The 20873-nt window shown below is 70.2% G+C and carries 21 protein-coding genes and 1 pseudogene; 9 read left to right on the top strand and 13 right to left on the bottom strand.

Annotated features, from left to right (window positions below):
• Positions 1-8: 8 nt before the first annotated feature.
• From ACZ6Z4_RS13305 to ACZ6Z4_RS13295, 3 genes are read right to left on the bottom strand one after another with little or no spacing between them, the layout of a single operon-like run.
• Positions 9-926: an NADP-dependent oxidoreductase gene (locus ACZ6Z4_RS13305; RefSeq protein ID WP_465562361.1), complete on the bottom strand. Its 918-nt coding sequence runs from the start codon at positions 924-926 to the stop codon at positions 9-11.
• 23 nt (positions 927-949) lie between these two features.
• Complete coding sequence (locus ACZ6Z4_RS13300) at positions 950-1597, bottom strand: nitroreductase family protein (RefSeq protein ID WP_363669252.1); 648 nt, start codon at positions 1595-1597, stop codon at positions 950-952.
• 12 nt (positions 1598-1609) lie between these two features.
• Entirely contained in the window at positions 1610-2440 is an 831-nt protein-coding gene (locus ACZ6Z4_RS13295; protein WP_465562359.1) for an isocitrate lyase/PEP mutase family protein, read from the bottom strand.
• Positions 2441-2565: 125 nt separating this feature from the next.
• Between ACZ6Z4_RS13295 and ACZ6Z4_RS13290 the strand changes: the two genes are divergently transcribed.
• From ACZ6Z4_RS13290 to ACZ6Z4_RS13275, 4 genes are all read left to right on the top strand, one after another.
• Positions 2566-2964, top strand: coding sequence for an MmcQ/YjbR family DNA-binding protein (locus ACZ6Z4_RS13290; RefSeq protein ID WP_465562357.1), 399 nt, complete (start codon positions 2566-2568; stop codon positions 2962-2964).
• 9 nt (positions 2965-2973) lie between these two features.
• Positions 2974-3660 carry a hypothetical protein gene (locus tag ACZ6Z4_RS13285; protein WP_465562355.1) on the top strand — a complete coding sequence of 229 codons (687 nt, stop codon included), beginning with the start codon at positions 2974-2976 and terminating at the stop codon, positions 3658-3660.
• A complete protein-coding gene (gene pdxR / locus ACZ6Z4_RS13280; RefSeq protein WP_465563760.1) occupies positions 3581-4906 on the top strand; it encodes a MocR-like pyridoxine biosynthesis transcription factor PdxR in 1326 nt (441 codons plus the stop codon). The genes ACZ6Z4_RS13285 and pdxR overlap by 80 nt, the downstream gene beginning before the upstream one ends.
• Positions 4907-5005: 99 nt before the next feature.
• Entirely contained in the window at positions 5006-5923 is a 918-nt protein-coding gene (locus ACZ6Z4_RS13275) for an NADP-dependent oxidoreductase (protein ID WP_465562353.1), read from the top strand.
• Between the two features lie 137 nt (positions 5924-6060).
• Here ACZ6Z4_RS13275 and ACZ6Z4_RS13270 read toward each other — a convergent pair whose 3' ends face one another.
• The gene (locus ACZ6Z4_RS13270) at positions 6061-6486 is read right to left on the bottom strand and encodes a MarR family winged helix-turn-helix transcriptional regulator (RefSeq protein ID WP_465562351.1); all 426 of its coding nucleotides are present in this window, start codon (positions 6484-6486) and stop codon (positions 6061-6063) included.
• Between the two features lie 80 nt (positions 6487-6566).
• Between ACZ6Z4_RS13270 and ACZ6Z4_RS13265 the strand changes: the two genes are divergently transcribed.
• Both ACZ6Z4_RS13265 and ACZ6Z4_RS13260 read left to right on the top strand, forming a co-directional pair.
• Positions 6567-8366 carry an ABC transporter ATP-binding protein gene (locus ACZ6Z4_RS13265; protein ID WP_465562349.1) on the top strand — a complete coding sequence of 600 codons (1800 nt, stop codon included), beginning with the start codon at positions 6567-6569 and terminating at the stop codon, positions 8364-8366.
• 66 nt (positions 8367-8432) lie between these two features.
• Positions 8433-8933: pseudogene (locus ACZ6Z4_RS13260) on the top strand (SDR family NAD(P)-dependent oxidoreductase); the annotation flags it as partial.
• On the opposite strand, the gene ACZ6Z4_RS13255 reads toward ACZ6Z4_RS13260, so the two are convergent.
• Positions 8873-9127 carry a hypothetical protein gene (locus tag ACZ6Z4_RS13255; RefSeq protein WP_465562347.1) on the bottom strand — a complete coding sequence of 85 codons (255 nt, stop codon included), beginning with the start codon at positions 9125-9127 and terminating at the stop codon, positions 8873-8875. The pseudogene ACZ6Z4_RS13260 and the gene ACZ6Z4_RS13255 overlap by 61 nt on opposite strands.
• A gap of 59 nt (positions 9128-9186) precedes the next feature.
• On the opposite strand from ACZ6Z4_RS13255, the gene ACZ6Z4_RS13250 reads away from it, so the two are divergent.
• Both ACZ6Z4_RS13250 and ACZ6Z4_RS13245 read left to right on the top strand, forming a co-directional pair.
• Positions 9187-9402 (top strand): MerR family transcriptional regulator, encoded by a 216-nt coding sequence (locus ACZ6Z4_RS13250; RefSeq protein ID WP_465562345.1) that lies wholly within the window; start codon positions 9187-9189, stop codon positions 9400-9402.
• A 33-nt stretch (positions 9403-9435) separates the two neighbouring features.
• Positions 9436-10374, top strand: coding sequence for an aldo/keto reductase (locus tag ACZ6Z4_RS13245; RefSeq protein WP_465562343.1), 939 nt, complete (start codon positions 9436-9438; stop codon positions 10372-10374).
• A gap of 55 nt (positions 10375-10429) precedes the next feature.
• Here the strand turns inward: ACZ6Z4_RS13245 and ACZ6Z4_RS13240 are convergent, their stop codons facing one another.
• The 5 genes from ACZ6Z4_RS13240 to ACZ6Z4_RS13220 form a co-directional block, all read right to left on the bottom strand.
• Complete coding sequence (locus ACZ6Z4_RS13240) at positions 10430-10807, bottom strand: MerR family transcriptional regulator (RefSeq protein WP_465562341.1); 378 nt, start codon at positions 10805-10807, stop codon at positions 10430-10432.
• A 48-nt stretch (positions 10808-10855) separates the two neighbouring features.
• A complete protein-coding gene (locus ACZ6Z4_RS13235; protein WP_465562339.1) occupies positions 10856-11527 on the bottom strand; it encodes an HAD family hydrolase in 672 nt (223 codons plus the stop codon).
• A 9-nt stretch (positions 11528-11536) separates the two neighbouring features.
• Positions 11537-12037 (bottom strand): mycothiol transferase, encoded by a 501-nt coding sequence (locus ACZ6Z4_RS13230; RefSeq protein WP_465562337.1) that lies wholly within the window; start codon positions 12035-12037, stop codon positions 11537-11539.
• Positions 12038-12115: 78 nt separating this feature from the next.
• Positions 12116-15727, bottom strand: coding sequence for a discoidin domain-containing protein (locus tag ACZ6Z4_RS13225; RefSeq protein ID WP_465562334.1), 3612 nt, complete (start codon positions 15725-15727; stop codon positions 12116-12118).
• Positions 15728-15808: 81 nt separating this feature from the next.
• Positions 15809-17443, bottom strand: coding sequence for a glycosyl hydrolase family 8 (locus tag ACZ6Z4_RS13220; RefSeq protein ID WP_465562332.1), 1635 nt, complete (start codon positions 17441-17443; stop codon positions 15809-15811).
• A 297-nt stretch (positions 17444-17740) separates the two neighbouring features.
• Here ACZ6Z4_RS13220 and ACZ6Z4_RS13215 point away from each other — a divergent pair, with 297 nt between their 5' ends.
• Positions 17741-18628 carry an aminoglycoside phosphotransferase family protein gene (locus tag ACZ6Z4_RS13215; RefSeq protein ID WP_465562330.1) on the top strand — a complete coding sequence of 296 codons (888 nt, stop codon included), beginning with the start codon at positions 17741-17743 and terminating at the stop codon, positions 18626-18628.
• Between the two features lie 6 nt (positions 18629-18634).
• On the opposite strand, the gene ACZ6Z4_RS13210 is transcribed toward ACZ6Z4_RS13215, so the two are convergent.
• The 3 genes from ACZ6Z4_RS13210 to ACZ6Z4_RS13200 form a co-directional block, all read right to left on the bottom strand.
• The gene (locus ACZ6Z4_RS13210) at positions 18635-19366 is read right to left on the bottom strand and encodes a lipoyl protein ligase domain-containing protein (RefSeq protein WP_465562328.1); all 732 of its coding nucleotides are present in this window, start codon (positions 19364-19366) and stop codon (positions 18635-18637) included.
• A 20-nt stretch (positions 19367-19386) separates the two neighbouring features.
• A complete protein-coding gene (locus tag ACZ6Z4_RS13205) occupies positions 19387-19950 on the bottom strand; it encodes a sigma-70 family RNA polymerase sigma factor (RefSeq protein ID WP_465562324.1) in 564 nt (187 codons plus the stop codon).
• A 127-nt stretch (positions 19951-20077) separates the two neighbouring features.
• Positions 20078-20836, bottom strand: coding sequence for a class I SAM-dependent methyltransferase (locus ACZ6Z4_RS13200; protein WP_465562322.1), 759 nt, complete (start codon positions 20834-20836; stop codon positions 20078-20080).
• Positions 20837-20873 lie beyond the last annotated feature (37 nt).

Below are 20873 nucleotides of genomic sequence, written 5' to 3'. Positions count from 1 at the left end.
GCAGAGAGCTACGGGCGGACCTGGACGACGGTTTTGCCCTTCGCTCGTTCGGTGGAGGTGAAGGTGGTGACGGCCTCGGTGAGCGTCGTCGTGGTGCCGATGTTCGGGCGGAGGCGCCCGTCGCGGACCAGGCGGGCGATCTCCTCGAGTTCGGCGCGGTCGGCCTCGACGACGAAGTCGACGGCGCGGCCGTCGGTCGGGACGGCTTCGAGCGAGCCGACGACGGAGACCAGCGTGCCGCCGGGCTTGATCAGCGCGACCGAGCGCTTCTGGATGTCGCCGCCGATCACGTCGAAGACCAGGTCGACCTGGCCGGCGTCCTCCAGTACGTCGTGCCCGAGGTCGACGAACTCGTGCGCGCCGTACTCGATCGCCTTCTCGCGGTCGGCGGTGCGGCCGGTGCCGATGACGTGGGCGCCGGCGGCGCGGGCGAGCTGGGTGACCATCGTGCCGACGGCGCCGGCCGCGCCGTGGGCGAGGACGCGCTGGCCGGGCCGGAGGCGGCCGTGCTGGAACAGGCCCTGCCAGGCGGTCAGGGCCGAGATCGGCAGGCTCGCGCCGACCGTGAAGTCGACCTCGTCGGGCAGCGGTGCGAGGTTGCGGGCCTCGATCGCGACGTACTCGGCCAGCGTGCCGTCGCGGTGCCAGTCGGCGAGGCCGAAGACCCGCTGACCGACGGACAGGCCAGTGGTCCCGTAGCCGAGGGACGTGACCACGCCGGCCAGTTCGTGGCCGGGGACGGACGGCGTACGGTCCCGCCCGGTGCGGTCGACCCAGGTCGAGGGCCACTCCAGCTCGGTCGAGATCCAGCCCGAGGCGTGGATCTCGACGATCACGTCGTTGATCGCCGCGGTCGGGTCGGGCCGCTCGATCAGCCGCATCCCGGCCGGGCCAGCGGCCTGGTCGTCCACCACGATCGCTTTCATCAGGTGTCTCCTTTGTCGGTTGCTCAGACGAACGTGAAGAGCTGCTCGGTGTCGAAGCGCGAGATCGGGTTGCTGTACTGCTTGGCCGGGTCGGGGTAGCCGAGCGCCATCAGCACGGTGGTGGCGTGCCCGGTCTCCCGGATCTTGAACGCCTTGTCGACCGACGCCGGGTCGAAGCCCTCGAGCGGCATCGCCTCGACGCCGAGCTCGGCCGCCGCCATCATCGTCATCCCGACCGCCATGTAGGTCTGCTTCTCCATCCAGTGGTTCATGTCCTTGTAGTGATAGTTGCGCAGATCGAGGAAGTCGCGGGTCATCGACTCCCACCGATCCTGCTTCGCGGGGTCGGGGAAGCGGCCGTCGGCCCGCTCCTTGCTGAAGACGGCGTCGATGTGGCTCTCCGGCAGGTCCGCGCGGGTGGTGAGGATGATGCTGTGCGAGGAGTTCAGGATCTTCTCGGCGTTGTCCTGGAAGCGCTCGCCGAGGTTGTCGGCGAGCTGCTGCTTACCCTCAGGGGTGCCGATCACGTAGAAGTGGTTCGGCTGGACGTTGGTCGAGGTCGGCGTCGAGCGCAGGAACTTCAGCAGCTGCTCGAGGGTCTCCTCGGGGATCGTCCGGGTGGGGTCGAAGTACCGGGTCAGGTGCTTGCTCATCAGTCGGTCGAGATCCATGGTGTTCGCTTTCTACTGGCTGGAGGAGTTCTTGCTGCGGGCAATCAGTGCGGCGATCCGGCCGAAGTCGAGGCCGGTCGCCGCGGAGGCGAGGTCGCCCTTGACGAGGTCCCGCGTGGCCTGGTCGAGCGCGCCCATCGCGTGCCCGTAGAGCCACGGGCCGAGGCTGATCCGCTTGACACCGGCCTTCTGCAGCTCGGCGACGGTCAGCACCTGGTCGGCGGGGGAGACGAGGAGGTTCACCGGCGTCGGCGCGACCGCGGTGACGATCGCCTCGACGGCGGCGAGGTCGGGCGGGTACGGCGCGTAGAGCACGTCCGCGCCGGCCTCGGCGAACGCGGTCAGGCGCCGGATGGTGTCGTCGAGGTCAGGGCGGCCCTGGATGAAGTTGTCGGTCCGGCCGGTGACGACGATGCGTTTCCCGGCGGCGTCGACCGCACGGCGTACGCGTGCGACGGCGTCGTCGAACTCGCGGATCGGGCGGTCCGGGTCGCCGGAGGTGTCCTCGATACCGATGCCCGCGAGGCCGGCGTCGACGGCGGCCTCGACCGTCGCCGCGACGTCGCCGGGCGTCGCGCCGTACCCGTCCTCGAAGTCGCCGTTGACCGGCAGCCCGGTGACGCGGGCGAGCAGCCGCGCGTGGTCGAGGTGCTCCTCGCGGGTGACCTGGTGGCGGCCGTCGGGCCGGCCGAGCGTCGCCGCGAGCGCTGCTGACGACGTCGCGATCGCCTCGAAGCCGGCGTCGGCGAGCATCAGCGCCGACAGACCGTCCCAGGCGTTCGGCATCACGAACCCGCCGTCGCGGGTGTGCAGCTCCATGAACTGCTCGTACAGGCTTCGCATCGTTTCTACCTTCGGTCGAGGGGACGGGAGGTTAGTGGCGTGGGTGCGCCGGTTCTTACCGCGGTAAGGTCCACGCCGCACCGACCACCAACGGGTGTCAGAAACGACCGAAGGAGTGGATCGGCATGGATGCGCTGGAGTTGCGCAAGATCGCGGCCGTCTGCACGGACGACCTGCCCGGCGCCGAGCTGGAGCACCGGTCGGACCCCGACTGGGACCTCTACAAGGTCGGCGGCAAGATCTTCCTGATGATGACCGACCTGCCCGGCCGGCCTGTCGTGGTGCTGAAGGCCGAGCCGGACCAAGCGGCGGCCCTGCGGGCGCAGTACGCCGACATCACGCCCGGCTACCACATGGACAAGAAGCACTGGATCACGCTGGAAGCCGGTGGCACGGTCGACGCGAAGCTGGTGCGGGAACTCGTGGCGGAGTCCTACCACCTGGTGGTGGCCGGCCTGCCGAAGCGACTGGTCCCCGATTCGCGGCGTCAAGTGGACCCAGCGTCACGGGCCGCCGCGGACTAGCCTCGCAGCGTGTCGTTGCCGCAAGCATCCAAAGCGCTGTCCTTGAAGACTGTCGTCCAGCGGGAGTGGGTGTGGTCGGCCGCGACGGTGTTCACGCGCCTCGCGCTGGCTGCCGGGTTCCTCTCGGCGGTCGCCGATCGGTTCGGCTGGTGGGGTCCGATCGGCACCGGAGCGGTCGGCTGGGGTGACTTCGCCGCGTACACCGCCTACACGCACACGCTCTCGCCGTACGTACCGGACGGGCTGCACGGCGCGGCGGCGGTGGGCGCGACCGTTGCCGAGTCGGTGCTGGGGCTGACGCTGCTGACCGGTGTCCTCGTGCGCTGGTCGGCGCTGGCCGCGACGGGATTGCTGCTGGTGTTCGGGCTGTCGATGGGCCTGTTCCTCGGCTGGGAAGCGCCGTTGAGCTACTCGGTCTTCGGTGCGGCGGCGGCCGCGCTCCTGCTGGTCATCGCACCCGTGGACACGTTCGCCGTCAGCGTCGACAAGGTGATCGCCAGTGGCTGTTCGTCCGGCCGGTTCCGTATCGTCGTTGGGCATGAGCGAGCAGTCGGTTCGGGCGGCGGGGTTGGACCTGCACGTCGGGCAGATCGGGCCGAACGTGCGGGCGGGGCTGATGGACGCGTTCCGGGAGGCGATTCGGTCGGGGCGGCTGGCGCCGGGGACGCGGCTGCCGTCGAGTCGGGTGCTGGCTGACGATCTCGGGCTGGGGCGCAACACCGTCGTACGGGCTTACTCGGAGCTGATCAACGAGGGGTGGCTGACCGGGCGGCACGGGTCCGGGACGGAGGTGGCGCGGCGGTCGGCTGAGCAACCCGCCGTACGGCGGATGCCGCGACCGCCGGCTGCGCGGCAACCCCTGGTGCACGATCTGCGGCCGGGCTGGCCGAACCTGTCGGCGTTTCCGCGCGAGGAGTGGGTTCGGGCGGTGAAACGGACGGTGACCACGGCACCGTTCGAGGCCTTCGGGTACGCCGATCCGCATGGCCGCGGCGAGCTGCGGGACGCGATCGCGCGGTACCTGGCGCGGGCGCGCGGGCTGCGGGCGCGGGCCGACAACGTGGTGGTGTGCAGCGGGGCCGCGGAGGGACTGCGGCTGGTGGCCGCGGTGCTGGTGGATGCGGGTGTGCGAACGGTGGCGGTCGAGGAGTTCGGGCTGCAGACGCAGCGCGAGACGTTGGAGAAGGCCGGGCTCATCACCGTCCCGCTCCCGGTCGACGCCGACGGCGCGCAGCTGTCCGCGCTCGACGACGAGCCGACCCCGGGTGCGGTTCTGCTCACGCCGTCGCACCAGTTCCCGTTGGGGGTGGCGCTGCAGTCCGACCGGCGGGCCGCGGTCGTGGACTGGGCGCGGCGGCGGGGTGCGCTGATCATCGAGGACGACTACGACGGCGAGTTCCGCTACGACCGGTCGCCGGTGGGCGCGCTGCAGGGGCTCGACCACGACCGGGTGATCTACCTGGGTACGGCGAGCAAGTCGCTCGCGCCGGGGCTGCGCCTCGGCTGGCTCGTCGTACCGGATCAGCTGGTCGAGCCGGTCGTCGCGCAGAAGGGCTGGGCGGAGGAGACCGCCGGGTTCGTCAACCAGTTGGCGATGACCGACTTCGTCGAGTCCGGGGCGTACGACCGGCACGTTCGCGCGATGCGTTCGGAGTACCGGCGTCGGCTGCGGCAGTTGGTGGACGTGATCGGCCGGCACGCGCCGTCGGCGCAGGTGACCGGGCTGGCCGCGGGACTGCACGTCGTCGTCGAGCAACCCGGCCGGACCGGCGCCGAGCTCGCGCGTCGCGCCACCCGCGAACAGCTGATGGTCGAGCCGCTCGACTTCTTCCGGCACCCCGGGTCGACCTCGGCGCGTGACGGCGTGGCCGTCGGATTCGCCGCGCCGTCCCCGAGCGCCTGGTCGGCCGCCCTCGACGCGCTGGTTCGCGTTCTCCGCTGAGCGTGAGTGGTCCCCGTTCACAGGTCTCAAGTGGACCCAGGTCCGGGGCCACTCAGGGGTTAGCGTCGAGCAACCGAACTGGATGGAGAGAGGTGCCTGATGAGGGCGATCGTGGTGGCGGATCAGGCCGCGGGAACGGCTGGGATGAAGCTGGCCGAGCGCCCGCTGCCGGAAGCGGCGGGCAACGACGTACTGGTCGAGGTTCACGCGTCGGGCTTCACGCCGGGGGAGCTGGACTGGGGCTCGACCTGGACCGACCGCCTCGGTCGTGACCGGACGCCGTCGATCCCCGGCCACGAACTGGCCGGCGTGGTCACCGCGCTCGGCTACGGCACCAGGGGCCTGTCGGTCGGCCAGCGCGTGTTCGGCCTCGCCGACTGGACCCGCGACGGCACCCTCGCGGAGTACGTCGCCGTGGAGGCCCGCAACCTCGCGCCGCTCCCGGGCGACATCGACTTCACGGTCGGTGCCGCGCTGCCGATCTCAGGCCTGACCGCCTGGCAGGGCCTCTTCGTCCACGGCCGCCTCCAGGTGGGCCAGAGCGTGCTGGTCCACGGCGCGGCCGGCGGAGTCGGCTCGATGGTCACCCAGCTCGCCCGCGAAGCCGGCGCCCACGTCATCGGCACCGGCCGAGCCGCCGACCGCAAGCCCGCCCTCGACCTCGGCGCCCACGAGTTCGTCGACCTCGAGAACGACGTGCTGGAGGAGATCGGCGAGGTCGACCTGGTTTTCGACATCTTCGGCGGCGAAACCCAGAAACGCTCCGCGGCCCTGGTCCGCGCCGGCGGAACGCTCGTCACCATCGCCGGCCCAGCCGAGTCCCGCCCCGCCGACGGCCTCGCCATCGACTTCGTCGTCGAGGCCGACCGGCCTCAGCTGACCGAGCTCGCCCAGCGGGTGCGGGAAGGCCGTCTCCGTACGCTGATCGGCAACGTGGCGGCCCTCGACGACGCGGTCGCGGCGTTCAACCCGACCGAACGGGTGAAGGGCAAGACGATCATCAGCGTTCGTTCGTAGAAGATTCCGAAGACGCAACGGCGCGCTCGTCCGGTACGCCGGGCGAGCGCGCTGTCGCGTGGACAGGCAACGCACACCGCGACGCACACCGCGATGCGCGAGCTCGGCCAGTGCGCCCCAGGCCGGCGCTCGGCGGACTAGTGCTCCGCGCTCCGGAGCTTGCGGAGGATACCGGTCAGCTCCGCGCGTTCGTCCTCGGTGAGGATGCTGAAGTAGGCCTCGGCTTCGGCGTCGCGGGAGGCTCGGATGGCCTCGCCGATGCGGGTGCCCTCGGGGGTGGGGGTGACGAGGGTCGCGCGGCGGTCCTGGGGGTCGGGGTGGCGGTCGGCCAGGCCTCGGGTTTGGAGGGCGTCGACGACCTCGGTGGTAGAGCGGGCCGCGATCCGGAGGTGGTCGGAGAGCTCGCTGAGGCGGAGTGGGCCTTCGCGGAGCAGGACGCTGAGGGCGCGGGCCTGGGACGGGGCGATGTCCCAGGGGGCCAGGGTCTTCTTGCGCAGGTGGCGGAGCTGATGAGCGACTCCCCAGAAGGTCTCGGGGAGGGTCTCCTCGTCGTCGTCGGCCATGGGAATAGCCTACCAACCGATCGTGTTGTAACCTCATAGTGAGGTAACCTCAGCATCTCCACTGACAGATCGGACTTCCCTTGGATCACGACACTCAGCAGCGCGGCCGCCGTGGCGGCCCCAAGTCGGCCACAGCCGCCGAGAAGGCCCAGGCCCGTGAGGTCTCGCTGGCCCGGATCGGACGGCTCTTCACCGCCCACAAACTGTCCCTCGCCGTCGTCACGGCGATCATCGTCGCGTCGTCCGTGGTGGCGATGGCGTCACCGTTCCTGCTCCGCGCGGTCATCGACACCGCGCTCCCGCAGCAGGACCTGAAGCTCCTGGTCTGGCTGGTCGTCGGCATGGTCGCCGTCGCCGCCGTGACGTCGGCGCTCGGCGTCGTCCAGACCTGGATCAGTACGACGGTCGGCCAGCAGGTCATGCACCGGCTGCGCACCGACGTCTTCGCGCACCTGCAGCGCCAGTCGATCGGGTTCTTCACCCGGACCCGCACCGGCGAGGTCCAGTCGCGGATCACCAACGACATCGGCGGAATGGAGCCGGTCGTCACGTCGACCGCGACGTCCATCGCCTCCAACCTGACCACCGCGATCGCGACCGCCGTGGCGATGCTCGCGCTGTCCTGGCAGCTCTCGCTGATCTCGCTCGTCGTGATGCCGCCGGCGATCTACCTGACCCGCAAGGTCGCCCGGATGCGCCGTACGATCACCGCCCAGCGGCAGCACGAGCTGGCCGATCTCAACGTCACCGTCGAGGAAGGCCTGTCGATCAGCGGCATCCAGCTCAGCAAGAACCTGGGCACCGCCGCGACCCTGGTAGAGCGCTTCACCGCCTCGTCGGCCCGCCTGATCGACCTGGAGCTCCGCTCGGAGCTGGCCGGCCGGTGGCGGATGGCCTCGATGAGCGTCATCTTCGCGGCGATCCCGGCGATCATCTACCTGAGCGCGGGCCTGCCGATGACGGCCGGAACGCTGTCGATCGGAACGCTGATCGCCTTCACCACCCTGCAGGCCGGGCTGTTCCGGCCGCTGATGGGCCTGCTCAACGTCGGCATCTCGCTGACCAGCTCGCTGGCCCTGTTCGCGCGCATCTTCGAGTACCTCGACCTCCCGGTCGACGTCGACGACCCGGCCGACCCGGTCGAGATCGACCCGGCCCGGATCACCGGCCACGTCCGGTTCGAGGACGTCACCTTCGCCTACCCCGGCAGCGAAACGGCCGCGGTCGCAGGCGTCAGTCTCGACGTCCCAGCCGGTACGACGCTGGCGCTGGTCGGCGAGACCGGCTCCGGCAAGAGCACCCTCGCCTCCCTGGTCTCGCGGCTCTACGACCCGACCAGCGGACGCGTCACGATCGACGGCATCGACCTGCGCGACCTGCGGCTGGCCGACCTGGCCGGTGTGGTCGGCGTCGTCAGCCAGGAGACCTACCTGCTGCACACCACCGTGCGCGAGAACCTCCGCTACGCCAGGCCCGACGCCACCGACGCCGAGATCGAGGACGCGGCCCGCGCCGCCCAGGTCCACGACCTGATCGTCGGACTCCCGGACGGCTACGACACCATGGTCGGCTCCCGCGGGCACCGCTTCTCCGGCGGCGAGAAGCAGCGGATCGCGATCGCCCGGACCCTGCTGCGCAACCCGCGCGTCCTGGTCCTCGACGAGGCCACCAGCGCGCTCGACACCGAGACCGAGCGGGCGGTCCAGCAGGCCTTCGACCGGCTCGCCGAGGGGCGGACCACGATCACCATCGCGCACCGGTTGTCCACGGTTCGCGACGCCGACCAGCTCGTCGTGATCGACCACGGCCGGGTGATCGAGTCCGGGACGCACGAGACGCTTGTCGAGAGCAACGGCCGGTACGCCCGGCTGGCGACCTGAGCACACAGAGGAAGCCGGCGTCGCAGGCTTGCGTTCGAGCGCACTCGAACCCCTAGCGTCGAAGCCATGACGAAGACCTGGATCATCACCGGCGCCAGCTCGGGCCTCGGCCTCGCCCTGGCCGAGGCCGCGCTCGCGGCCGGCGAGTGCGTCGTCGGTACGGCGCGACGAGCCGAACGCTTCGCGGCGCTCACTGCGGCGTACGGCGACCGGACGCTCGCGGTCGAGCACGACGTACGCGACACCGCTGGTGCAGAAGCCGTTGTCGAGCGTGCGGTGCGCGAGTTCGGGCGGGTCGACGTACTCGTCAACAACGCCGGCGCCGGACAGGTCGGCGCCGCCGAGGAGATCACGGACGCGGCGCTGCGCGACATGCTCGACCAGCACCTCTTCGGGCCCGCCGCGTACGTACGCGCGGTGCTGCCTCACCTGCGCGAGCAGGGATCCGGCGCGATCGTGCAGATGAGCAGTCAGGGCGGGCGGATGTCGTTCCCGGCCGTCGGCAGCTACTCGGCGGGCAAGTTCGCTCTGGAAGGCTGGTCCGAGGCGCTCGCGGGGGAGGTCGCGCCGTTCGGGATCCGCGTGCTGATCGTCGAGCCGAGCCGCTTCCGCACCGAGTTCAACGCACCGGACGTGCTCATCACCGCCGAGCCCCGGGCCGGGTACGACGGCGTGATCAGCGCCGTACGGGCGAACCTGGCCGAGGCCGACGGCGTCCAGGAGGGCGACCCGACGCGAGCCGCGGCGGCGATCCGCAGCACGCTCGACCACCCCGACGCCCCGCTGCGCCTGCCCCTCGGCGCCGAGGCGGTTCGGTCTCGTGTTCCTCACCCGCATGCGGTTGTCGGGGATGACGATGCACGACCTCAAGCGGTACGTCGTACTGGTCGATCAAGGCGACAGCACGATTCCCGAGCGGCGGGCGATCATGCTCGAACAGCGGGAGCGCATCGAGCGCCAGGTCCGGGCGTACCAGCTCGCGCTCGCGACGACGGAGTACAAGCTGCGTGTGTACGGCGGTCACCCGGAGGGTTGACCTGGAGCGCGCTCCAGGAATCAGGGTGGGGTGATGAACACACCAGTGGTGGCCCTCGGCGCGATGTACTTCGGCACGACGGTCGACGAGCGGACCGCGTTCGCGATCCTCGACCGGTACGCCGAACTCGGCGGGGCCTCGATCGACACCTCCGACAACTACAGCTTCTGGACGTCCGAGACAGGTTTCGGTGGTCAGAGCGAGGCGGTGCTGGGGCGGTGGCTGGCGGCCAACCCGGGCGTGCCGGTGCGCCTCAGTACGAAGGTGGGCGCGCAGCCGACGCGGGTCGGGGGATTTCCCGAGCATCTCGAAGGGCTGCGCGAGGACGTGGTGCGTGGGGCGATGGCGGGGACCTTGGAGCGGCTGGGGGTGGACGGCGTGGATCTGTACTGGGCACACGTCGAGGACCCGTCGGTTCCGGTGGAGGAGCTGGTCGCGACGTTCGGTGGGCTGGTTCGGGACGGGCTGGCTGCTCGGTGGGGTGTGTCGAACCATCCGTCGTGGTTGGTCGAGCGGATCCGGGCTGCTGCCGAGCGCGGTGGTCTTCCGCAGCCTGTTGGGTATCAGGAGCGCTACTCCTACCTGCAGCCTGCGGGCGGGATGGCGGTCGAGGGGCAGCCGATCGCGCTCGGGATGTTGTCGCCGGACGGGCTCGATTTTCTGCGGCGCAACCCGTCGTTCGAGGGGTGGGTCTACACGGCGACGCTGCGGGGACGGTACGACCGGGACGATCGGCCGCTCGAGGTCGAGTACCAACATCCCGGCACTGATCGACGGCTGGCGGCGCTGCGTCGGGTCGCAGCTGCGCGCGGGCTGCGGCCGGGGCAGGTGGTGCTCGCTTGGCTGGCGTCCGGGCGCCCGGCGCTGACCCCGATCGTTGGCGTCAGCAGCGTCGAGCAGCTCGAACAGGCGGTGGAGGGCGCGTCCACCGTTCTCACCGAGGACGAGCTGGCGACGCTGGACGGCGCTTAGGTCGCGGCGCTGAAGCGGATCAGCGGCGAGGCTGAGGTTGTCGTGCTGGAGCTGATCATGACGCGTCGTCGATCCGCCGCAGCTCCCCGCGGTACCACTCCGCCTTCTCCTCGACCCGCTCGAGCGTCGCGCCGAGCTCGTCGATCCGCGCCCGGATCGACGCCGCGTGCTCCTCCAGCAGCTCGACCCGCTCCGGCATCGTCGCCTCGTCGCGGCTCAGTTCGCCGTACCGGCGGAGCTGCTCGATCGACATCCCGGTGTCCCGCAGGCAGCGCAGGAACCCGAGCATCCACAGATCACCGTCGCTGTACACCCGCCGCCCGCCCGCGTTGCGCTCGATGCGCGGCAGGATGCCTTCACGCTCGTAGTAGCGCAGCGTGTCGATGCTGAACCCGGATTCCGCGGCTGCCTCAGCCGGCGAGTAGGTCGCCATCGTCCGAACCTAACAAACCCGCGGGGTCCCAGGCAGTTCGAGCGGCGTTTACCCCGGGGTGCCGAGCAGAGCAGGGAGGGCAGCGAACGAAGCGATGGTCGGCCCGGCCCAGCCCGGATCGCTGTCGGCGTGCTCGGTCGTCCGGATGGCCCGCATGCCGAGGGCGGTGGCACCGGCCAACTCGTTGTCGCACCCGTCAGCGACGTACACGCACTCGGTCGGTTCGACGCCGAGACCTTCGCAGGCTGCCAGGTAGATCGCCGGCTCCGGCTTCGCCGCTCCGACCTCGGCCGAGAACGCCGTCACCTCGAAGTGCTGCGACAGGGCGCTCTGCGACCACTGCGTCTGTGTCTCGGAGGTGATGTTGCTGACCAGCCCCGTCCGCCAGCCCGCCGCCCGCAGCGTGGCGAGCGCGTCCAGCGTCGATGTCGGCGCGGCGGCGACGAGTTCCCCGGCGAGCGTACGCCGCATCTCCGTTGCCCGACGCAACTGATCGTCACTCGGTCGGCCACCACAGCGGTGCGCCAGCTCGCGCAGCGTCGACGGCAGATCGCCGTACGCCCCGGTGAACCGCTCGTGGACCGTTGCTTCGAACGCGGCCGCGAAGTCGTCGGGCTCCACCCCGAGCACCCCCGCCATCTCGTTGTGCACCGCGGCACGCTCCCGATGCCCACCGGGAATCAGGGTGCTAAACAGATCCACCATCAAGGCACGTCGCATACCGAAAACCTACCGTGAGCGCGCTGCGTCGGCTAACAGATCGAGGTGGCCCAGGTGACAGGCGGTTTCTTCGAGCAGGTGGACCATGACCCAGCGCAGCGTCACCGGGCCTTTGCCGAAGGACGGGCGCGGCGCGCGGGTGTCGAGGCTCGGGAGGCGGGCGGCGACCGCGCGGCTTCGGTTGCAGGCGAGCTCGTACAGGGCGGCGAGCTCGGCGACGGTGTTGTCGGCGGCCGAGGTGAAGGCCCAGTTGTCGGTGGGGGCCGACGCCCACGGTTCCGGGAGTACGCCGCCGCCGATGCGGGCGATGAACCAGTGGTCTTCCATGTGGGCCAGGTGTTTCACCACGCTGCCGGGGTACAGATCTGTGGTCGGGATGCTCCGGGTTCGGGCTTGCTCGTCGGTGAGGGCGGTGATCCGGGTGAGGACACGGTGGCGGTACTGGTCGAGGAACTGGGTGAGGGTGGTTCTCTCGTCGGCGTCCAGGTCTGGGTAGTGCTGCTCGGACATGGGGTCAGCCTAGGGAAGTTCGCGGCGGTCGGCTGTACGCAGCGTGCCGGGCGCCCGGAAACGGGCGCCCGGCACCAGCTACGGCGTGACCGGGATGTTGGTCAGGCCGGTCACCGCGTTGCGGACGGTGTTGGAGGCGTGTACGACGTTCGGGTCCGCCGAGCACTTGGACTGGGAGCTGACGTTGATCGCGTACTTGCCGGCGCCGCCCAGGTCCGAGGTGTTGTTGCGCCACACGTTGCCGCAGCCGTTCGGGAAGCTCGGCGTGGTCGACGGGTTGTGGGTCTCGTACCCGTTGGCGAAGGTGCCGGGGGAGGAGAAGGTGCCGGTGTTGTTCTCGATCACGTAGTCGAAGCCCTTGACGTCGACCCACGAGTCGGCCGAGTTCTCACCCGACACCCCGCGGCCGTTGAAGGTGTTCCCGCGGATCACCCCGCCGGTCGTGCCCTCTTTCACGTCGATCGCCTCGGCGGCGATGTTCGGCCCGAGCTGGTTGTCGAGCACCTGCACCCGGTCGGACTTGTCGACACCGCCGGTGTTGCCGTGGCAGCTCCAGTTCGACCCGGCCGAGCCGATGTAGACGCCCTCGCCGTACCCCTTCTGGACCAGGCCGGCGTCGGTGATCTTCGAGTTCCGGATCACGCCGTCGGCCGACGAGCGACGGAAGTGCACGGCCTCCTCGTCGGTGTGGTGAACGGAGACGCCGTCGATGGTCACGTGGTGGGAGTCGTCCAGCACGATCCCCTTCTTCGACTCCTGCACGGTGAACCCGCTGAGCTTCCAGTACGGCGCACCGAACAGCCACAGCCCGTACCCCGAGTCCCACCCGGCGGTCGGCGCCGGGCAGGACGGCGCGTCACCCGACGGCCCGTCGTTGACCAGTACGGCGGACGCCGGCCCGGTCAGCGTGATCGGCGCCGCAGCGGTCCCGGCCCGCTGCGTCAAGAACGCGCCGCGGTACTGCCCGGCGGCGAGCCGGATCGTCTGCCCAGGCTGGGCGTTCGCCAGCGCGGCCTGCAGCTCGGCGGCCGTCGACACATCCACCGCGGAGCCGCCACCGCCGCCACCCGCCGTACCGTAGACCTCGAACTCGAACAGCGAGTACCCGTACGCCGTACCGCGCGCCGTCGCGTTGATCCGTACGTACCGCGCCGACCCGGTCACCGGGATCTCGTCGATCCCGCCGTCCCCGGTCGTCGTGGAAGTGACGGTCGACCAGCTCGACCCGTTCGCCGAGACCTGAACCTGGTAGGCCTTCCCGAACGCGGCCTCCCAGTTCAGCTTGACCCGCGTCAGGTTCGCCGAGGCGCCGAGGTCGACCTGCAACCACTCCGCGTCGCTCCCTTCCCGCGAGGCCCACCGCGTCCCGGTGTCACCGTCGACCGCGAGCGATGACTCGAAGCCGGAGCCTTCGGTCGACGACGCGGTGGTCGGCTTGCCGCGGGAGAGCAGCGTCTCCGAGGAGGAGCCGCCCGATGTGGTCACGCTCACCACGGCAGACGGCCCGGATTGGTTGCCCGCGGCATCACGAGCCCGCACGGTGTAGCTGTAACCGGTCGACGGTGCCAACCCGCTGTCGGTGTAGCTGGTTCCCGAGGGGCTGCCGACGACCACACCGTTCCGGAGTACGTCGTACCCGGCGACGCCGACGTTGTCCGTCGCAGCGTTCCAGGCCAGCGACACACTGGACGAAGTCGTGCCGGTACTGCGCAGCCCGCCCGGAACGCTCGGCGCCACAGAGTCGCCGCTGCCGCCGACGCTCCGCAGGAACAGCGACCCGGAGGCATCGGTGCGGCTGGCGTTCACACCCTGGTTCGCCCCCGTGTAGTCCACCGTCTCCCGACTCGCCCAGTCCGGGATCGTCGTACCGCCGACCGCCAGGTGCTGGAACTTGGAAGCATCAGCCGAGCTGCTCCCGAACTGGTAGATCCGCTGCCGGTCCGGGTAATAGGGCTGGTACGCGCCCCCAGCGCTGGTCTGCTTGCTGAGTGCGTTGTTGTAGACCACGTTCTGCGGCCCGCTCGACCCGGACCACTTCAGCGCCTTCGGCCCGGCGGCCCACCAGATCGGCCACCAGGTCGAGTCGTCCGGTACGTCGCCACCCTCGTCGCCGCAGTTGCTGTCACAGTTCTTCGACGAGTGCTCGAACGGGACCCGGACGGTGTTGTTCTCGAACAGGTTGCGGCGTTCCCAGCCGCCGTGCACGTTCAGGTCGGAGTCGAAATCGTTGCCGATGGCAACGTTGTTCGAGGCCGACCACTGGAAGGTGAAGTGCCGCAGGTTGCGGGTCGTGTTGTACGCGTACAGCGAGTCCCAGACGCGGGAGCCGCGCAGGTAGCCGTTGCCGCCCTTGCCCTTGTTCCAGGAGCCGTCCAGGTGCGACTCCTGGACCTGGATGTTCTTCGCGCTCTCGGTGACGATCGGGTGCGACCCGGTCATCTCGGTGCCCACCCGGCGGACCCAGCTGTTCACCGCCCACTTCAGCACGATCCCGTGCATCTGGTACTCCGGCGCCATGTTGCCGTAGTTGTGCACGGCATCGGCCCGGTCCAGGTTGTAGGTGCCGCCGGCAAGCTTCGGCATCCCGGTCATTTCCTGGGTGATGGTCAGGTCCTCGATCCCGACGCCGAGCACCGGCTTGAGCGGCGTCACCCGGCTCGGGTAGACGGTGCCGCCGATCGCCGCCGAACCGTCCGACGTCGAGTTCACCGGCAGGTCGTACTCCAGCGGCTTGTCGATCGTCACGTTGCGTCCGGTGGTGTCGACCGCGGTGATCTGGAAGATCTGCTGCCGCATGTGCAGGTTCTGGTACTTCGAGGTGTCGGTGGCGGTCTGCTGCTGGTAGAACTTCACCGAGTTCGCGGCGCCGACCCACACGTAGTTGCCGGCCTTGAACAGCGCCATGTTCGCCGAGGTGGCGAGCTTGAGCTGCGTCGTACCGATCGCGGACCCCTCGCGCAGCGGGATGCCGCTGGCCCAGTGCTGGTTGATGCTCCCTTCGAAGATGTCCTTGCGGTTCGCCGGGGCCGAGGCGTAGTCGGCGGCGTACTTGGGGGAGACCTCGCGGGTCTGCACCCGGAGCAGGCCACGGCCCGGCCAGGTCCAGCCGCCCTTCCCGGCGCCGTGCGTCATGCCGTCCTCGTCCCAGTCGCTGCCGTCGGGCGTCAGCTTGTCGTACCGGGTGTTGGTGTCGGGGCGGAACACCAGCACGGTCCGGCCCTCGCCGGCACCCTTGATCAGCAGGTAGCTGGCGTCGAGACCGAGCTGCCGGGAGACCGTGATCCGTCCCTCCGGCAAGGTGATCTGGGAGAGCTTGGTGTAGCTCGCCGACGGCGTGCACTGCGTGCGGATCGCGTCGATCGCCGCTTGGATTCCGGCGGTGGCGTCGCTGCCGTCAGTCCGTACGCCGTACTGGGAAGCCAGCTCGGCGGCGGTGATCTGGCAGTTGGCGTCGGGGTTGAGGTCGGACGGGCCGGGAAGTGCCGCGCCGCCGCGGTACCCGGCCTTGCTCCAGTCAGGGAGGCCGGCGATCGGGGCGCGCCGGTTGGCGCTGGTCAGGTCGGGGATGGTTGCCGCCGGCTCCGCGGCCGCGGGCTCGGGAGTGGTTGTCGTGGTCAGGGCACCGATCGTCAGTACGGCGAGCGCGGCCGCCGTGAGTCGATGTCGGGTCCGGGACGGGACGGAAGACATGCAGGGAACCTCCTGGTAGGGGCGGGGAGGACGTGCAGACCCGCGGCGCCCCCGGCAGGGGCGGAGGCGCCGCGTGCCGATCTAGGGCACCCAGTGGTTGTGGGTGACGGTGATCATCACCTGGAGCTGGATGCTCGCCGAGTAGTAGCTGTCGGTGCCGATCGGTGTCGTCAGCATCTTGTTCCACAGGGCGTCGAGCCAGGCCTGGCTGCCGGCGTCGGTCATCGCGGTGACCGCGAACGGCGCGAAGAAGGCCGGCTCGCTGCCGCTGTCGATCTGGGTGCCGTTGAGCTTGTACCCGATCGCGATCTGGTTCGGGTTGCCGCCGGTCTTGGACTTGATCCAGGTGTTCAGCTTGCGGGCCGCGGTGAGCGACTTGGTGTCGCCGCCGGTGACCGCGTCGGCGCCGACGCGCCACGGCGTACGGCAGGCGTTCCACCAGAACTGGCCGTCGTTCGGGTCCTCCAAAACCTGGCCCGGGGCGGGCTTGGGCGAGGAGTTGGTGTTGACGACGAAGTCGGGCAGCAGCCCGGTGCCGGAGGCGAAACCGTTCTGCAGGTTGGTGATGAGCGTCTGGTGGGCGTTGCGGATGCTGTCCCAGGCGCTGTCGCCGGTGGCGGCCTTGAAGGCGCGGAAGTGGTCGACCATCCAGTCCGACGTCCGCGAGATGTAGTAGTACTGGTCGCCGTTGCTGGTCCAGTCGCCGAGCTTCAGCAGATTGGTCGACGGGTTGATCTCGGAGGCCTTGATCGCGTTGATGTGCTTGATCGCGAGCTGCTTGTAGTTGTAGGTGCCGGTGCTGCCCCATTGGCGGTCGGCCAGCAGCAGCCCGTACGCGACGTCCATGTCGCCGTCGGTCGCGGCGTCACCACCGTTGACGCTGCGGCAGCCGGTGTCCTGCTCGGCGGCGAGCAGATCGGGGTTGCCCGAGGACGGGTGGTCGAGCTTCCACTTCACCAGGCCGTCGAAGATCTTCTTCGCGTCCGGGTCGGCGCCGGCCATCGTCGCGGCGATCACCATGCCGTAGCCCTGCGCCTCGGCGACGTACGGGTGGTCGGCGTCGGGGGAGATGACCTGGTACCAGCCGTTGCCGCAGTTCTGGCGGACGAAGGCGGCCTTCCAGCGCTGGTAGTAGTCGACCACCTTCGCGTCGTTGGCCGCCTGGGTGCCCGACGGCTTGAGCATGCCGGCGGCGTACGGGATGGTGTGGCTGCCGAACGGCACCGCGCCCTCGCCGCCACCCGGCGGCGGGCCGCCGTCACCGCCGTACACCTGGAACTCGAACAGCGAGTACCCGTACGCCGTACCGCGCGCCGTGCCGTTGACCCGCACGTACCGGGCGGTGCCGGACACGGCCAGGTCGTCGGTCGCGCCGTTGCCGCTGGTGGTGGTGAACGCGTCGGTCCAGCTGGTGCCGTTGGTCGAGATCTTCACCTGGTACGACTTCGCGTACGCCGCCTCCCAGGTCAGCTTGACCCGGGAGATCGGCTGGGCGCTGCCGAGGTCGACCTGGATCCACTCCGGGTCGTGCCCCTCGACCGAGGCCCAGCGGCTCGACGCGTTCCCGTCGACCGCCTTGGCGGCCTCGAAACCGGATCCCTCGCTCGAGGAAGCGGTCGCCGGTTTGCCCTGGGACAACAGGGTTTCCGCCGCCTGCGCCGGGCTCGGCACCAACACCGAGGCCAGCACCGCGGCCGCGATCCCGATCATGCTCATCGCTCTGACTCTTCTCACTGCCGACTCTCCGTCCGTCGTCCGGGCTAGCTCTCAGGGGCCGGTCGGCAACCGCTTTCCCGGAACCTGGACCCATGCCGTCAGGGCATGCGAACAGAAGCTGGGGGCGGAAGCGGCCGGAACAGGGGGTGGGCGTACCCACCTGGTCCTGGCAAACATTCAACTATTAGGAAACTTTCCTAACGGTTGTCACCGAGAGTAGAGGGACGCCTCCGGCCCGGCAAGACCTGAGGAGGATTTCGGTCGCACCCGAAGTCGGTGGAAGTGATACTGGCGGAGATGACGATGCATGACGATCAGGTGGACGTGACCGCCGAGGTGGTGGCCGGGTTGGTGCGGGAGCAGTTCCCGAAGTGGAGCGGTGAACCGGTTAGGTTGTTGCCGTCGAGTGGGACGGTGAACGCGATCTTCCGGATCGGGGACCGGCTGTCGGCGCGGTTTCCGTTGCGGTTGAAGGATGCGGGCGCGGTGCTGGCGGTGCTGGAGCGGGAAGCGGAGGCCAGTGCGGAGCTGGCTGGGGTTTCTCGGTTCGCGGTGCCGGAGCCGGTGGCGTTGGGGAAGCCCGGGGGCGGGTATCCGATGCCCTGGGCGGTGCAGACGTGGTTGCCTGGGGCAATTGCGTCGGAGGTCGACGTGAGCGGGTCGGTGGGATTCGCCGAGGATCTGGCGGGATTCATCGGGGATCTGCGCGGGGCTGACACGCGGGGGCGGGTGTTCGGCGGGGACAACCGGGGTGGGGAGATCGCAGCTCACGACGAGTGGGTGGCGAAGTGTCTGGTGGAGAGCGAGGGGCTGCTCGACGTACGGCGCTTGCGCGCGCTGTGGAGCGCGTTTCGGGAGTTGCCGCGGACCAGCGCCGATGTGATGAGTCACGGGGATCTGATCCCGGGCAACGTGCTGGTCGCGGATGGTCGGCTCAGCGGGGTGCTGGACACGGGTGGGTTCGGGCCGGCTGATCCTGCGTTGGATCTGGTGGGTGCGTGGCATCTGCTGGACGCGGGGCCGCGGGACGTGCTTCGGCGGGCCCTGGGGTGTGACGACCTGGAGTGGGAGCGCGGCCGGGCCTGGGCGTTCGAGCAGGCGATCGGGCTGGTCTGGTACTACCTCGACAGCAACCCGACCATGAGCAGCATGGGGCGCCGGACGATCGAGCGGCTGCTGGAGTGAGCGCGGTCAGCCCCGGTGGTCGGACGCGAACGTCGCGGCCAGGTCGCGCGTGGGCTGGTCGAGCACGGACGATGCCACGCCGGGCGCGAAGACCGCCCGGAAATGCTCCTCGACCGCAGCGGCTGTCAGGCCCGGGCGCTCGGTGCTGACCGAACCGACCGTCGCCGGATCGAGCGGTAGCTCGAGGTGCGCATACACCTGAGTCAGCAGCGAGCGCACCCGCTCGTCGTCACCGATCAAGGTGAGCGTGCTGAAAAGCCAAGCCCGCTGTACGACGCGCTGCGCGGTCCCCACCAGCTTCACCGCTCCGCGCGCGTTGATGCTCTGCGCGCCCGGGCAGTACTCGCCGGGGATCTCGCCCACCCGCGCGTCGACGCCGAGGTCGCGCAGCGCGCCGGCGTACTGGGTGCCGAAGTCGGCGAAGCGGCGCTGGTGGTCCTCGGTCGCCCGTACGTCGTGCCGCACGTGATCGACCACCACCGCCTCGGACGTGTACGCCACCGGCCGCCCACCGACGGCCCGGATCAGCGGCTCGAAGCCGGCCTCCCGCCCAGCCTGTACGGCGGCCGCGAACCCGGCGTGCCGGGTGTCGCGACGCCCGAACACCAGCACCGGCGAGGCCGGCCGGTAGATCCGGATCGCATCGACGATGTCGCCGCTCGACGCACGCCGTACGAGCGCGGTGGCCACGGCCAGCTCCATCGCCGCGTCGTCGACCGGCCCTGAGAACACCTGCATGAGCACATCGTGCCGCACGCTCAGCTGAGGGCGGAGCGCAGCCGCCGGGTCGCTCGCCACTGGAGCTGCTTGATCGCGCCCTCGGTGCGGTTCATCGCCTGCGCGGTCTCGGCGATCGACAGCCCGGTGAAGTACCGCAGCGCGATGCACTCGCGGTGGTCCTCGGGCAGCCGGGCCACGGCTTCGCGAAGCTGTTCGGCGTCGAGTGTCGCCAACGTCGTCTGCTCGGGTCCGGCGGCGAGGTCGGGGCCGGCCGCGATCTCGTCGGTCACGTCCGCGAGCCGGTGCCAGCCGGAACGGTGGTGGTCGTGGATGAGGTTGCGGGCGATCGTCATCAGCCAGGCGATGAAGTTGCCGCCGGGCGCGGTGTAGGAGTCGAGTCGCCGCAACGCCCGGACGAACGTCTCGCTGGTGAGGTCCTCGGCGACCGGGATCGCGGTGACCTTCGAGCGGATGTAGCGGTAGACCGCGGGGGAGTAGGCGTCGTACAGCTCGCCGAACGCCTCGGCGTCGCCGGCCTGCGCACGCCGGATCGCGGCCTCGGTCTCGTCAGGGCATGCCGCGGCAGCCGTGCGTGAGGGCACGGGGTTCATGAGATCCGTTCAAGGTCGACCGGCTGCGAGCCCAACGGTCTGTAGGCACGAGGTTACCGAAGGCTACTGGCTCGACACCGGCTCACCCGCCACCGCCGGGGTGTGTTGCCCCGCGATGTCAGCGGCGGCGGGCGAGGTGCGCGGTGACCTCGGCGTTCACCTCGACGGTTTCCGGCAGGACGTCGAGCGTCCGCCGGAAGACCTCGTCGCGCGCGTCGGCCGTGAGCATCACGTACGCCGAGACCGTCGACAGGTGCCCGACGAAGTCCTCGGCGCTCATCGTCAGGCGCCGGTCGACCACGACCTGCCGGACGTCGGTGAACCACTCGGACTGCTCGAGCTCCGTACCCGGCCACTGCATCGGGCGGTCGGCCGGCGTGCCGTCGGGGGAGGGGACGCCGTCCTCGTCGAGATGCGGCATCCGGGCGGCGTGGGCCGCCTCCTGCAGTTCGGGGTCGGCGAGCTGGATCGGTACGCCGAACGACGTGAAGACCCCGCCCGGCCGCACGAGCGCGGACATCCGCTCCCAGCGCCCGACGGGGTTCGTCCAGTGCAGCGCGGCGGCCGAGTAGACCAGGTCGTACGACGTGTCGAGCGGCAGGTCCTCGAAGGCGGCCTGCACCGGAGTGACGGTCGCCGGCAAGTGCTTGCGCAGCTCCGCGAGCATCGCCGCGTCGGGCTCGGTGGCCGTCACCGCGATACCGGCCTGGGCGAAGAGCCGGGTCGCTTTCCCTGTCCCCGCACCGATCTCGAGCGCGGTGCGCAGCGGCTGACCGGCGTACGACGTGACGAGCTCGAGCAGCTCGGCGGGGTAGCCGGGGCGGAACTTCTCGTACGTCTCGGCCACGGTTCCGAAGCTCAGTGCGCGATCAACCATGCGCGCCATCCTGACAGCCAGGCGCGCCCGCGCGCCT

Source organism: Kribbella sp. NPDC104740 (genome assembly GCF_055583505.1).
The sequence above is the reverse complement of the archived record's forward strand: the minus strand, read 5'-3'. Positions and strand labels throughout refer to the sequence as shown.